Below are 13,776 nucleotides of genomic sequence, written 5' to 3'. Positions count from 1 at the left end.
CGCCAGATATTTCTTTTTCTCTTGTGAAAAAAAAAGTGCGGTGCATTTTAGAAAAGTTTTAAAATACACCGCACTTTAATGAATCAAAAAGAAAATGGGGGGTTAAGACATCCGTCCATTTTCAATTTGAATCACCTGATCACAAATTGCCATGGTCGAGGCACGGTGGCTGACTAACACAATCAGTTTTTCGGCTTTCACATTCAAGAGTGATTGCAAAATAATCGCCTCATTCAAACTGTCTAAATTACTGGTTGGTTCATCCAATAAAATAATCGGGGCGTTGTACAAGAATGCACGAGAAATTCCGATTCGCTGTTTTTCCCCGTCGGATAAATTGCTGCCAAGCTCGTTGATTGGCGTGTCATAGCCTTCGGGTAAACTCATAATAAAGTCATGGATTGAGGCTTTTTTCGCCGCCTCAATGACCTGTTCTTTGCTTGCCTCACGATTTGCCATCCGAATATTTTCATAAATGGTTTCATTGAAAATATAGGTTTGTTGTGTGATGTATGCGATATGATCACGTAAACTTAAGGTGTTAATCTGTTTCAGGTCGGTGCCATTAATACGGATTGACCCCGTTTGTGGATCATAAAAACGCATCATTAATTTTAATAACGTACTCTTACCACTGCCGCTGCGACCATGAATCCCCAGAATTTGCCCTTTTTGTAGGCGTAAATTAAGGTGGGAGAGAATCTGTTCTTCTGCATAAGCAAAGCTGACATTCTCCACCTCAATATGTTCAACGGTCTGTAAATCCACGCCTTTTACCACGTCTTTAAGATTCGGTTCTTCACGTAATAAGCCTAGCACACGTTCACCACTAGCGAGGGTTTGCAATAGGTTATTGGAAAGATTACTTAACGCAATAACAGGGCCATAGCTTGACATCAATAAAATCACGGCAATTAATAAGCCAGCAAAATCAATATGCTGTGTGAGATAAAGTGCCACGCCCACGCCCAACATAAGAATATTAAATGCGGATACCGCAATTTCCGTGTAAGTGCGAACCTTGCCTTCTTGTTGCTTAATTTTTAAGAAGGCTTTATCAATTTGCTCACTGCGTTGATGAATGCCTGTTAAGCGTTCTTGATCATGACCGAATAGTTGTAACTCTTTCATGCCTCGCACGCTATCGAGGAAATAATCGTTCATTTCGCCCACTAATTCACGATAAACCCGCCCATCTTCACGTGCCATTTTGGTGGTCACAATGGGTAAAATCACCCCAATCGTGAGATAAGCACAAAAAGCAATTAACGTTAACCAAGGGGAAATGTGGGCAAACACCGCAAGTAAAAGACTGGAGGTGAGAAACGCAATCATAATTGGGGCAATGGTGTGGGCATAGAACACTTCAAGTAATTCAATATCATTGGTGACTAAAGATAATAACTGCCCTGATTGCTTCCCTTGTAGCTTCACAAAAGCCAATTTACGCAAGGCGGTAAACACTTTATCTCGCAATAATGCCAATAATTTAAAGGCGATGTAATGCCCCGACATTTGTTCAAGATAACGCAAAATCCCTCGAGCCACGGCTAACACAATCAGTGCGGTTAAAATTTGTGAAAAACTCAAATGCACAGGGAAATCGAGTAAATTCACCAAGCCCATGGCACCTAATACCATGATGAAAATCGCTGCGAGAAAGCCAAGCGTTCCCATGATAATGGTAAACGCCATAATATGTGCTAAAGGTGTGACTAACTTCAATAATTGCCACATAATCACAAAACCATTTTTACGCATGATGACCTCCGTGGCGGATATTTTCTAAATTTTTCTGTTGCGTAAACATCTCAGCATACACCCCTTGTTTTGCCATTAAACTTTCATGCTGACCTTGCTCAACCAAACGCCCTGCTTGTAGCACATAAATTTGGTCGGCATGAACGGCATTGGCAAGACGATGTGAAATCATCACAATGGTTTTTTCCGTTTTTAAACGTTGAATAAATTGCAAAATAATTTCTTCGCTTTCCACGTCAATATTGCTGGTTGCTTCATCAAAAATATAAAAATCCGCATTATGCAATAAGGCACGGGCAAGGGCTAAACGTTGAATTTGTCCACCCGATAAATTGCTACCTCGACTTAACAAAGGCATAGCTAATCCGCCATTTTCACGCACAAAGTTTGCCAGATTAACTTGCTCAAGTGCGGTGTAAATTTGCTCATCTGTTGCGGTTAAATCTGCCATCAACATATTGTCACGCAAGCTGCCTTTAAAAATGTAGGAGCTATGGCTAACTAAAGAAACATGACGATAGAAAGAATGGTGCTCAAGATCTTGAATGTCTTGCTGGTTAAATAAAATCTTGCCTTGTTGTGCTTTGTTGAATCCCATTAAAAGCGACACTAAAGTGGATTTACCACAACCACTTTTACCCACAAACACCGTGAGTGTTTTCGGTTCAATGGTCAGAGTAAGCCCATTAATCGCCTGTTTTTCTGTGTCATAGGCAAAATGCAACCCTTGAATCTCCACTCGCACAGGCTTTCCTGCTTGAAAAGGCACCGCACTTGGATTGCTTTCCACAGGAGTATCTAACAAGGTGAAAATCTTATCCGATGCGGCTTTACCGTTCATTGCCACATGGAAAAAGGATCCCAATAAACGTAAAGGAATGAAAAATTCAGACGCCAACAAGATAAATAAAATCACGCCGAAAATGCTTAGGCTGTCCGCTTGGAATTGTAACAAGGCGGTTAAAATACCAATGGCTGAACCACCGTAAGCCAATAAATCCATGATCGATACCGAGTTCAGCTGCATCGTCAGCACTTTCATGGTGATGACACGAAATTTTTCTGCCTCTTTATCCATTTGCTTGGCTTTGTAATCGTCATCTTGATAAATTTTCAGGGTGATAAGACCTTGTAAATTATCTAAAAAGCTACTGCCTAACCCAACATAAATCGCCCAATATTTATGCAATAAACGCTTGGCGATTTTGTTCACGGCAATAATGGAAAAAGGAATCAAAGGGACACAAACCAAGAGAATGAGGGCGGTTGGTGCATTAAAAAAGACCAAAAACACAAAGAGCGTCAAAGGGGCAAGTAAACTATAAAAGAGCTGTGGTAAATAACGCCCAAAATAGATTTCTAATTGCTCCACCCCTTCTGATGCCACTTGAATAATGGAGGAAGTCGATTGTTGGTTGACCTGATTTAAAGGCATTGAAGCCAATTTCTCGAAAATCAGCGTACGCAATTTATGTTTGACATGGGTGCTCGCTTGGTAAGAGGCTTTCACTGCCATTTTGCCTGCAATAGCCCGCACAACGAGTGCCAGAATTAAATTGATGGCATAGCTAAATAACTGACCCATCGTTAAGGTTCGCTCAAAGGCTTGTTCCAAACAAAGGGCAAAAATCACCGCACTGACGATACTGGCAAGCAGTGCGATCCAGTTCCAAAGAACCGTTTTTGCCACCCATTTTTTGCTATCGGTTACCGTGTTAATCAGTCGTTTATCGATCATCATAAAAGGCCGTCCTCTAAAAAGTCTAGGTGAATGTCAAGTAGGCTATTCTAGCATAAATGAGAATGGGATTGATTAAAAATACAGAGAAAATGCCTGTGTATTTTGGCGATTTCACAGGCAAATAAAAAGAAAAGAAGCCGTTATTTTTGGGGGCTGAATTTAGGCATCAGGCTGGCGATCACAGTGGCACTGACAATAATCAAAATCCCTAACCAAGAAAGCCATGAAATATGCTCCCCTAAAAGTACAATGGCTAAACCAACACCAAAAATCGGTTCAAGTGCGGTCAATAATCCCGTTAAATTGGTATTGGTGGAATTTAAGCCTTTATTCCACAACCAATAGGCAACCCAGCTACAAAAAAGAGTGAGATACAGTAACCCCACCACACCTTGCCAGTTCCAATTTACTGTCCAATCTTGCGTTAACACTGCAGTGAAAGGCAAGCAAGTGAGGGTACCCAATACCACAGAAACCGAGGTATATGTCGTGGCACTGATTTGATTAATGATGGATTTTGTCCAACGTAAGCAACTGGAAAATAAAATCCCAGCTAGCAAGACTAAAGTGCAACCTAATACGGTGATTTCCCCCGTATCACCGCCCCCTAAAATTAAAATGGCGACCCCAAAAAAGGCCATGCAACCAAAAAACCAGTGATACCATGCTGCTTTGTCTTGAAAAAAGAAATGCCCCATAAACACAATCAACAAAGGTTCTAAACCAATAATGGTAGCCGCACTTGCCGCAGAAGTATGCTGTAAGCCAATAAATTGCAGTAGAAAAATTGCTGGATAATTCACAAAACCTAGCCACCAAAGTTGAGGGCGTAAGGCTTTATCCACTTTTTGCCAATGGCGTAAAAAGAGAGGAAGGGTGAGCAACGAAATTAAAATTAAGCGACTTTGCACAGTTAAAACGGGATCTAGCATGGTAAAAGCATATTTCCCTGCCACAAAAGAACTTGCCCAAATAAAAAGTGCAATAATTTGATATATCATGGAGTTATCACGAAAAGTGCGGTTAAAATTGCATTTATTTTAACCGCACTTAATGAAAAGAAAAGAAGATTTTTGAGATTAAATATCTAAATTAGCATGTAACGCATTGCTTTCGATAAACTCACGACGAGGCTCCACTTCATCACCCATTAAGGTGGTGAAAAGCTGATCTGCCGCCACTGCATCTTTAATAGATACTTTTAACATACGGCGAGCATTCGGATCCATCGTGGTTTCCCAAAGTTGTTCTGCGTTCATCTCACCCAGTCCTTTATAGCGTTGTACCACCAAACCACGACGAGATTCTTTCACTAACCATTGGATGGCTTGCTCAAAGGAACTGATGTCCAATTTCCGTTCGCCACGCATAATATAAGCCCCTTCTTCAATTAAGCCTGTTAATTGTTTGCCTAATTTCACGATACGGGCGTATTCACTGCCTGTGGCAAATTGGAAATTCAAGAAATAATCGCTATCAATCCCATGTGTACGAACGGTTAAGACCGCTTCATGTAAACGACGCTCCTGATTAAAGACGGTACGATAGGCATAATGATTGCCATTGGTTTCTTTGGCAACCAATTTAGCCACTAGGCTAGATACCCAAGTTTCCACCGCATTTTCATCTGCCATTAACTCACTGGTGAGTGGCGGATGATAAATGAGCTCTTTTAACACCACTTCTGGATAATAACGTGCTAAACGTGCAATCATTTTTTGCACTGAATTATATTCAGATACCAGATTCTCAAGGGCTAATCCATTCATCGCAGGAGCATTGGCATTGACATACAATGCGGCATTTTCTAAGGCGAGTGTGACTTCATATTGCACCATGGCTTCATCATCTTTGATGTATTGCTCTTGTTTACCTTTTTTCACTTTGTAAAGCGGCGGTTGTGCGATATACACATGACCACGCTCAATCAATTCTGGCATTTGACGATAAAAGAAGGTCAATAATAAGGTACGAATATGGGCACCATCCACATCGGCATCGGTCATAATAATGATGCTGTGATAACGTAATTTTTCAGGGTTATATTCATCACGACCGATACCACAACCCAATGCGGTGATTAATGTTCCCACTTCCGCAGAAGATAGCATTTTGTCAAAACGGGCTTTTTCCACATTCAGAATTTTCCCTTTTAATGGCAAAATCGCTTGGTTTTTACGGTTACGCCCCTGTTTTGCCGAACCGCCCGCAGAATCCCCCTCCACAAGGTATAATTCCGACAAAGCAGGATCCCGTTCTTGGCAATCAGCTAATTTCCCTGGTAACCCGCCTAAATCTAACGCCCCTTTACGACGTGTCATTTCACGGGCTTTACGTGCGGCTTCACGGGCACGAGCCGCATCAATGATTTTCCCAACAATGATTTTGGCATCGGCAGGATTTTCTAATAAATATTGTTGTAAATATTCATTCATCACCGATTCCACCGCACTTTTCACTTCAGAAGACACCAATTTATCTTTCGTTTGTGAAGAGAATTTTGGATCAGGCACTTTCACCGAAATAATCGCCACCAATCCTTCTCGGGCATCATCACCTGAGGTCGCCACTTTCGATTTTTTATTATGCCCTTCATTTTCCATGTAATTATTTAAACTGCGGGTCAAGGCACCACGAAAGCCTGCTAAGTGGGTTCCCCCATCACGTTGTGGAATATTATTGGTAAAGCAATACACATTTTCGTTAAAGCTGTCATTCCATTGCATAGAGACTTCTACGCCAATGCCATCTTTTTCGGTGGAAAAATAAAACGGTTTTTGATGAATGGGATTTTTATTACGGTTTAGGTATTCAACGAATGCTTGAATCCCCCCTTCATAATGGAAATGATCTTGTCTGTCGTTACGTTTATCCAATAATTTAATGGATACACCAGAATTTAAGAATGACAATTCCCGCAAGCGTTTTGCCAAAATATCGTATTCAAACTCAATGTGATTAAAAATGGTTGGGCTTGGCCAAAAACGTACGGTTGTGCCCGTTTGATCGGTTTCACCAATCGCCGCTAACGGGGCTTCTGGCTCGCCTAAATGATAAATTTGCTCATGCACTTTACCTTGACGACGGATAGTGAGTTGTAATTTGTCAGACAGTGCGTTGACAACCGATACCCCCACACCATGCAAACCACCAGACACTTTATAGGAATTATCGTCAAATTTACCGCCTGCATGCAATACCGTCATGATCACCTGAGCGGCAGACACGCCTTCTTCTGGGTGAATATCAACTGGAATACCACGCCCATCATCTTGTACTGAAACCGAGTTATCTGTGTGAATGGTTACTGTAATCTCTTTGGCATAGCCTGCTAAGGCTTCATCAATAGAGTTATCCACCACCTCAAACACCATGTGGTGTAAACCCGTACCATCATCTGTATCCCCAATGTACATACCAGGACGTTTACGCACGGCATCGAGTCCTTTCAAGACTTTAATACTATTCGCACCATAATTTTCAGGGGTATTATTTGACATTGTCTCTCTCTTTTTAAACCGTAAAAAATTGGTGAGATTATAGCAAATTTTTGACAAATTGCCTAAAAATAAGTGTCAGTTATTGTAGTTTATGTAAAGGATTTCTCCCGCCAGTATATTTTGACCCATACCACTTTTTTTCTTATCATGAGCCGATAACTTCTTCTTTAAGGACAAATAATCATGCAATACTTTTTTTCCCAAACTGAACAGGGACAACAACTGGGTATCACCGCCAAAATGGCAAATCGCCACGGTTTAATTGCGGGAGCAACAGGAACCGGCAAAACCGTGACCTTACGAAAAATGGCGGAAGCCTTTAGTGATGATGGTATCCCTGTTTTTTTAGTGGATGTGAAAGGGGATTTATCAGGACTCGTGCATGCTGGGCAATACCAAGGGAAAATCGCACAACGCATTGAACAATTCCATTTAGGGGGCGAAAGCTATTTAGCAGGCTACCCCGTTTCCTTTTGGGATGTGTTTGGCAAAACAGGTATTCCACTGCGTACCACCATTTCAGAAATGGGCCCGTTATTACTTTCTCGTTTATTAAACCTCAATGCAACACAAGAAGGCTTGTTAAACCTCGTCTTCCGTGTTGCTGACGACAAAGGCTTATTGCTGATTGATTTAAAAGATCTGCGTGCCATGCTGAAATTTGTGGCGGATAACGCCAAAACCTTCCAAGTGGAATATGGCAATGTTTCAGCCGCCAGTGTGGGAGCAATTCAACGTGCCTTATTAACCCTTGAAAATCAAGGGGCAGGGCATCTTTTTGGGGAGCCTGCGTTGAATCTTGACGATTGGTTGCAAACCCGTGATGGACGAGGTGTGATCAATATACTCAATGCAGAAACCCTTATTAACACGCCAAAAATGTACAGTGCGTTTTTATTATGGCTCATGTCGGAACTGTTTGAACATTTACCTGAAGTGGGTGATCCTGAAAAACCGAAATTTGTGATGTTCTTTGATGAAGCCCACTTGCTGTTTGATGGTGCCCCAGCCGTCTTAGTGGATAAAGTGGAACAAGTGGTGCGTTTGATTCGCTCCAAAGGGGTGGGCGTTTATTTTGTCACCCAAAATCCGTTAGATTTACCCGATACGGTGTTAGGTCAGTTAGGTAACCGTGTGCAACACGCCTTGCGTGCATTCACCCCTCGCGATCAAAAAGCCGTAAAAGCCGCCGCAGAAACTTTCCGCACCAATCCAAAAATCAATGTCACAGAAACGATTACGACCCTTGGTGTTGGACAAGCATTGGTGTCATTCTTAGATGAAAAAGGCATGCCAACCCCTGTGGAAATTGCCTACATTTTCCCTCCGAAAAGTGCATTAACCCCACTTTCAGCTGAAGATCGTCAAGCTTGGGTGAAAGACGACGATCTCTACCCTTATTACCGAGATTGTGTGGATAACGAATCAGCCTTTGAAGTGCTAAACCAACAAACAGACTTAGCCGCTGTGGCACAAAAACAGGCAGAACAAGCACAACAAGCAGAAGAAAATGGGCTGATGGGCAGTTTAAGTCGCCTGATTTTCGGCACGAAAAAACGAGGGGAGAAATTGACTGTCACGGAAGAAATCGTCAGTGGGGTGGCAAAATCTGTCGGAAGAAGCTTGCGTAGCCAAGTGACCAAGCAAATTATGCGGGGCATTTTAGGGGCATTGAAAAAATAGCCTTGAAAAATCAGGCTTGAAAAATCACTTTGGAAAAATCATTGCGTTCAGCAAAAAGTGCGGTGTGTTTCTCACCAGTTTGACTGGATTTAAGCACCCAGCCTCCCGCCAAGGTGGCGTTGACGATGAAGTCATTATTTGCATAAAACATTGCAAAAAATGACCGCACTTTTGCCCCCTAATCGACATCTTTCCCAAAAACAAAAAGCGGCTTGAGCATCACCACTCAAACCGCTTTTCCGTTATGTGCGACCTACAAGAAAAACTGAGGGAAAAATTGCGGTAAATACTGGGCAAGCAATAAACCAAAGCCTAAACTAAATGCCATACTTAATAAGCCTGGAAGCATAAAGCTGTGGTTGAAAATAAATTTACCAATTCTCGTCGTGCCTGTGGTATCAAAATCGATAGACGCAATAATTGGACCATAGTTTGGAATGAAGAAGTAACCATTCACCGCCACGAAGGTACCAATTAAGATTGGGGCTGGAATCCCTAAAGCGATACCTAACGGGAATAAAGTCGCAACCGTTGCCCCTTGGCTGTTCACTAAGACAGAAAGAGCAAACAAGGCAAAGGCAAATGCCCATGGTGCGGTTTCAACAAGGTATTTCACCGACTCTTTCACTTCTGTTATATGGGCTTGCATTAACGTATCCCCTAACCATGCGATACCGAAAATGGCAATCACCGCACGCATTCCCGCATGGAAAACGGACCCTTTAGTCACTGCTGTTCCGTCTGGCTTACAAATGAGCATAATCAATGCCCCAGCAGACAACATCACAATTTCAATGGTGTGTGCCATACCCATGGCTTTTCCTTCAAAAGTTGGACGTAAGCTTGGCATCGCCCCCATGAGAACCACTAAGAAAGCCGCAAGCAAGAAGATCGCCACCGAAATTTTTGCCATGCCTGTAATATGCATATCTTCAGGGTTAACTTGAGTATGATTTTCTTTAACATATTCAGGATCTTTCAATTTTTCTAAATAAACAGGGTCTTCGTTTAATTCTTTACCCATTTTATTCACAAATAAACATGCGACAAAAATCCCTAAAATCGTCGCAGGCACCGTGATACTTAACACCGAACCTAAATGAATCCCTTGCGGTTCAAGATAAGCCACCACAGCCACAACGGCAGCCGCAATTGGGCTCGCAACGATGGCAAATTGTGATGCAATCACCGCCATAGAAAGTGGACGCTCAGGGCGAATGCCATTATGACGGCTCACTTCGGCAATTACAGGTAAAACAGAATAGGCAACGTGTCCTGTTCCTGCTAACACGGTAAACGTCCAAGTGACAGCAGGGGCAATAAACGTAATGTATTTCGGATTTTTACGTAAAATGCGAGTGGCAATTTTGATCATATAATCTAACCCGCCTGCAGCTTGCATTGCCGCCGCTGCAGAGACCACCGCCATAATCATAAACATGACATCGATAGGTAAGCCTGCTGGTTTTAAACCAAAACCAAAAGAAAGGATCGCTAAACCTAATCCCCCCATTACACCAAGACCAATACCTCCGATACGAGCACCAATGAGAATACATAGTAAAACTATGCCGAATTGAATAAGAAACATACTGTGTCCTTTTTATTATATTGCATAGAATGTTCACACCAAGGCGAACCCATATTGAAATGAAGTAAGATATTTTTTGCTTTTCAAAAAATCGGCTCATCATAGCAATAAATAGGGGGGCTATCCATAATATAGATCAATTAAAATGAAATACTTTCTTTGAAAGATATTCAAAGTGCGGTTATACTTAAAACTTTATTTTTACCCTTTACATTGAGAAAAAAATGCAAGAATTTATTCCAATGGCAAAACAATTTGCCCAAAATCACACATTGATGGTGGTATGCTGGTTCGCCGTCTTTATTACGGTCATTTATTCCTTTATTAAAGCTGCAACAAGCAAAGTGAGCGTGGTGAGCAATGCTGAAGCCACCAGCTTAATGAATAATGAAAATGCCATTGTGGTAGATTTACGAACCATTGACGAATTCCAACGTGGGCATATTATTCACAGTATCAATGTGTTACCAACGGAAATTAAAAATCATAACGTTGGTAAAATTGAACATCACAAAGACACCCCAATTATTGTTGTCTGTGCAACGGGCATGACTGCAAATACCTCTGCTGAGTTATTAGCAAAACAAGGCTTTAACCGAGTTTATACGTTAAAAGAAGGGATTGCTGGCTGGCGTGCTGCAAACTTACCTTTAATTAAAAAATAAATCATAAGGATGAAAAAATGGCTGAAGAAAATAACGCTGTAGCGACTGAAGAACAAGACGTTCAACCCGTATTACAAATTCAACGTATTTATGTGAAAGACGTGTCTTTTGAAGCACCGAATCTGCCACATATTTTCCAACAAGAATGGAAACCTAAATTAGGTTTTGATTTAAGCACCGAAGCCAAACAAGTGGGCGAAGACTTATACGAAGTTTGCTTAAATATCTCCGTGGAAACCACATTAGAAGATTCTGGCGATGTTGCCTTCATTTGTGAAGTGAAACAAGCAGGTGTCTTCACCATCAGCGGGTTAGAAGATATGCAAATGGCACATTGCTTAACCTCACAATGCCCAAATATGCTCTTCCCTTATGCTCGTGAATTAGTGGCAAGTTTAGTCAACCGTGGCACCTTCCCGGCATTAAATCTTGCTCCTGTAAACTTCGATGCCTTGTTTATGGATTATTTACAACGTCAAGAACAAGCTGAAAATTCAGCCGATTCCACAGAAGACAATAAAGAAAAAGACGTACATTAATCATGCTATTATTTCGCTCTCATTATTGAGAGCGAAATTTTATCATCGCACAATTGAGTAGCGTATTCTCACGCATTCCACTATCTTTTCGGAGACTAAAATGAATACGACTGTTGCAACCTCCCCTATTACTGTACTTGGTGCAGGCTCTTACGGTACGGCGTTAGCCATTGCTTTCTCCCGTAATGGATTTCCAACCTACTTATGGGGACATGACCCAAACCATATACAGCGTTTAAGTGAAGAACGCCAAAATCATGCGTTTTTACCCAATATCCCTTTCCCTGATGCCTTACACCTTGAAGCCGATCTCGCACAAGCCTTAAGCCAATCACGTGATCTTTTAATTGTGGTGCCTAGCCATGTCTTCGCTGAAGTCATTGATCGTATTAAGCCTTATTTACGACCTGATCATCGTATTGCATGGGCAACCAAAGGGCTTGAACGGGATACAGGACGTTTATTACAAGAAGTCATTGAAGAAAAACTCGGTACCCAATATCCCTTAGCGGTCTTATCTGGTCCGACGTTTGCAAAAGAATTGGCCGCAGGTTTACCTACCGCCATTGCATTGGCCTCAAATAACGAGCAATTTGCACTGGAATTTCAAGCCCGAATTCATTGCAGCAAGCATTTTCGGGTGTATATCAATCACGATATGATTGGCGTACAATTAGGCGGTGCGATTAAAAACGTGATTGCCATTAGTGCAGGGATGTCAGATGGCATGGGATTTGGTGCCAATGCAAGAACCGCCCTCATCACACGAGGCATTGCCGAAATCAGTCGCTTAGGGGCGTCTTTAGGGGCAAATCCCAATACCTTTATGGGGATGTCTGGCTTGGGTGATTTAGTGCTAACCTGTACCGATGACCAATCTCGCAACCGCCGTTTTGGCATTATGTTAGGACAGGGCTTTACTACACAAATCGCCATGGATAATATTGGTCAAGTTGTGGAAGGTTTTTATAACGCCAAAGAGGCGTATTTACTCGCACAACGACAAGGAATCGAAATGCCGATTACCGAGCAGGTTTACCAAGTGTTGTTCTGTGGTAAAAATGCACAGGATGTTGCGGCGAGTTTGCTCGCTCGTGAACGTAAAGGAGAATAAAAGGAAGTAGAGGGTCTACCATGCCGATAGAAGTCTGGAATTATCTTCGTCAGGAAGCCAAAGAATTAGTGGAAAATGAGCCCATGTTGGCAAGCTTTTTCCATGCCACCATTTTAAAACACCATAATTTAGGTAGTGCATTAAGCTACATATTAGCGAATAAATTGGCAAACCCCATTATGCCTGCCATTGCCTTGCGGGAAATTATTGAAGAAGCCTATCACGCACAACCCAACATTATTGACAGTGCCGCATGCGATATTCGAGCAGTACGTCAACGCGATCCCGCCGTAGAATTGTGGACAACCCCCTTGCTTTACTTAAAAGGCTATCATGCCTTACAAAGTTATCGCATCACCCATTATTTATGGCAACAGCAACGTAAAGCCTTAGCCATTTATTTGCAAAACCAAATTTCCGTCGCCTTTGATGTGGACATTCACCCTGCAGCCCGTATTGGTTGTGGCATCATGTTTGACCATGCCACAGGCATTGTGGTGGGGGAAACCTCCGTCATTGAAGACGATGTGTCTATTCTCCAAGGGGTCACCTTAGGGGGAACAGGAAAAGAATGTGGCGATCGCCACCCGAAAGTGCGGGAAGGGGTTATGATTGGGGCAGGTGCCAAAATTTTGGGTAATATTGAAGTGGGACGTTATGCCAAAATTGGGGCAAATTCCGTTGTCTTGCAACCCGTGCCAGAATATGCCACCGCTGCTGGCGTGCCTGCTCGAGTCATTGGGCAAGATAAAGCCGCCAAACCTGCCTTTGAAATGAACCAATATTTCAATGACAGCGACGATTTTTCCTTGAACATTTAAGCGGCTTAAGTATCTCTCACATCTGCTTATACCTATTAAAAGGCGTGCAATTCACTTGCTCGCCTTTTTATATCCTCGCTACCGCCTTGTTGATGAAATTTGTGGATGATATTTATTGCTGAAAAGTGCGGTCTGTTTTAAAAAACTTTTCTCTATCACTTCCGATTCAACAAGATATTGTTCATAAATAAAGCAAATTCTGCTTTTCTTTTCACAAAAATCCACGTAGTATCTTCACTTATTTTTTAATGAAAAATAAGTAAGAGTGAAAAAGTGCGACATTAATTTTCCATCACGCTCTTTTTAACCATCATTCCCTTTTCTTGATTTCGTAGACTTCACTAAGGTGCCATATGCAATT

The 13,776-nt window shown here is 42.0% G+C and carries 11 protein-coding genes; 5 read left to right on the top strand and 6 right to left on the bottom strand.

What is annotated here, in order from left to right; all coding sequences use genetic code 11:
* Positions 1-102 precede the first annotated feature (102 nt).
* The 4 genes from cydC to gyrB all read right to left on the bottom strand — a co-directional run bounded on the left by cydC (position 103) and on the right by gyrB (position 7,002).
* Positions 103-1,761 (bottom strand): thiol reductant ABC exporter subunit CydC, encoded by a 1,659-nt coding sequence (cydC, locus tag ACPEEM_RS10680; protein ID WP_424405163.1) that lies wholly within the window; start codon positions 1,759-1,761, stop codon positions 103-105.
* On the bottom strand, positions 1,754-3,502 hold the full coding sequence (locus ACPEEM_RS10675; protein ID WP_424405161.1) for an ABC transporter ATP-binding protein/permease: 1,749 nt from the start codon (positions 3,500-3,502) through the stop codon (positions 1,754-1,756). The genes cydC and ACPEEM_RS10675 overlap by 8 nt, the downstream gene beginning before the upstream one ends.
* A 140-nt stretch (positions 3,503-3,642) precedes the next feature.
* Positions 3,643-4,503: a DMT family transporter gene (locus tag ACPEEM_RS10670; RefSeq protein ID WP_424405159.1), complete on the bottom strand. Its 861-nt coding sequence runs from the start codon at positions 4,501-4,503 to the stop codon at positions 3,643-3,645.
* Between the two features lie 78 nt (positions 4,504-4,581).
* Entirely contained in the window at positions 4,582-7,002 is a 2,421-nt protein-coding gene (gyrB, locus tag ACPEEM_RS10665; RefSeq protein ID WP_424406962.1) for a DNA topoisomerase (ATP-hydrolyzing) subunit B, read from the bottom strand.
* Positions 7,003-7,185: 183 nt separating this feature from the next.
* Here gyrB and ACPEEM_RS10660 point away from each other — a divergent pair, with 183 nt between their 5' ends.
* Positions 7,186-8,685, top strand: a complete 1,500-nt coding sequence (locus ACPEEM_RS10660) for a helicase HerA-like C-terminal domain-containing protein (RefSeq protein WP_424405155.1) — start codon at positions 7,186-7,188, stop codon at positions 8,683-8,685.
* Positions 8,686-8,695: 10 nt separating this feature from the next.
* On the opposite strand, the gene ACPEEM_RS10655 is transcribed toward ACPEEM_RS10660, so the two are convergent.
* Both ACPEEM_RS10655 and ACPEEM_RS10650 read right to left on the bottom strand, forming a co-directional pair.
* Positions 8,696-8,854 carry a hypothetical protein gene (locus ACPEEM_RS10655; protein ID WP_424405153.1) on the bottom strand — a complete coding sequence of 53 codons (159 nt, stop codon included), beginning with the start codon at positions 8,852-8,854 and terminating at the stop codon, positions 8,696-8,698.
* 84 nt (positions 8,855-8,938) lie between these two features.
* Entirely contained in the window at positions 8,939-10,276 is a 1,338-nt protein-coding gene (locus tag ACPEEM_RS10650; protein WP_424406960.1) for an anaerobic C4-dicarboxylate transporter, read from the bottom strand.
* A gap of 224 nt (positions 10,277-10,500) precedes the next feature.
* On the opposite strand from ACPEEM_RS10650, the gene ACPEEM_RS10645 reads away from it, so the two are divergent.
* From ACPEEM_RS10645 to cysE, 4 genes are all read left to right on the top strand, one after another.
* On the top strand, positions 10,501-10,941 hold the full coding sequence (locus tag ACPEEM_RS10645) for a rhodanese-like domain-containing protein (protein ID WP_424402084.1): 441 nt from the start codon (positions 10,501-10,503) through the stop codon (positions 10,939-10,941).
* A 17-nt stretch (positions 10,942-10,958) separates the two neighbouring features.
* Positions 10,959-11,480, top strand: a complete 522-nt coding sequence (gene secB / locus ACPEEM_RS10640; protein WP_424402083.1) for a protein-export chaperone SecB — start codon at positions 10,959-10,961, stop codon at positions 11,478-11,480.
* A 100-nt stretch (positions 11,481-11,580) separates the two neighbouring features.
* On the top strand, positions 11,581-12,594 hold the full coding sequence (gene gpsA / locus ACPEEM_RS10635; RefSeq protein ID WP_424402082.1) for an NAD(P)H-dependent glycerol-3-phosphate dehydrogenase: 1,014 nt from the start codon (positions 11,581-11,583) through the stop codon (positions 12,592-12,594).
* A gap of 20 nt (positions 12,595-12,614) precedes the next feature.
* Complete coding sequence (gene cysE / locus ACPEEM_RS10630) at positions 12,615-13,415, top strand: serine O-acetyltransferase (RefSeq protein ID WP_424402081.1); 801 nt, start codon at positions 12,615-12,617, stop codon at positions 13,413-13,415.
* The last annotated feature ends 361 nt before the right edge of the window (positions 13,416-13,776 follow it).

Origin of the sequence: Pasteurella pantherarum (assembly GCF_049670885.1) — a bacterium.
GTDB lineage: Bacteria > Pseudomonadota > Gammaproteobacteria > Enterobacterales > Pasteurellaceae > Pasteurella.
This window is presented reverse-complemented; position numbering and strand designations above follow the sequence as displayed.

What these genes read in the sequence shown, in the direction of transcription:
- cydC (WP_424405163.1), bottom strand. Translation starts at nt 1,761, where the DNA reads ATGCGTAAAAATGGTTTTGTGATTATGTGGCAATTATTGAAGTTAGTC.
- ACPEEM_RS10675 (WP_424405161.1), bottom strand. Translation starts at nt 3,502, where the DNA reads ATGATGATCGATAAACGACTGATTAACACGGTAACCGATAGCAAAAAA.
- ACPEEM_RS10670 (WP_424405159.1), bottom strand. Translation starts at nt 4,503, where the DNA reads ATGATATATCAAATTATTGCACTTTTTATTTGGGCAAGTTCTTTTGTG.
- gyrB (WP_424406962.1), bottom strand. Translation starts at nt 7,002, where the DNA reads ATGTCAAATAATACCCCTGAAAATTATGGTGCGAATAGTATTAAAGTC.
- ACPEEM_RS10660 (WP_424405155.1), top strand. Translation starts at nt 7,186, where the DNA reads ATGCAATACTTTTTTTCCCAAACTGAACAGGGACAACAACTGGGTATC.
- ACPEEM_RS10650 (WP_424406960.1), bottom strand. Translation starts at nt 10,276, where the DNA reads ATGTTTCTTATTCAATTCGGCATAGTTTTACTATGTATTCTCATTGGT.
- ACPEEM_RS10645 (WP_424402084.1), top strand. Translation starts at nt 10,501, where the DNA reads ATGCAAGAATTTATTCCAATGGCAAAACAATTTGCCCAAAATCACACA.
- secB (WP_424402083.1), top strand. Translation starts at nt 10,959, where the DNA reads ATGGCTGAAGAAAATAACGCTGTAGCGACTGAAGAACAAGACGTTCAA.
- gpsA (WP_424402082.1), top strand. Translation starts at nt 11,581, where the DNA reads ATGAATACGACTGTTGCAACCTCCCCTATTACTGTACTTGGTGCAGGC.
- cysE (WP_424402081.1), top strand. Translation starts at nt 12,615, where the DNA reads ATGCCGATAGAAGTCTGGAATTATCTTCGTCAGGAAGCCAAAGAATTA.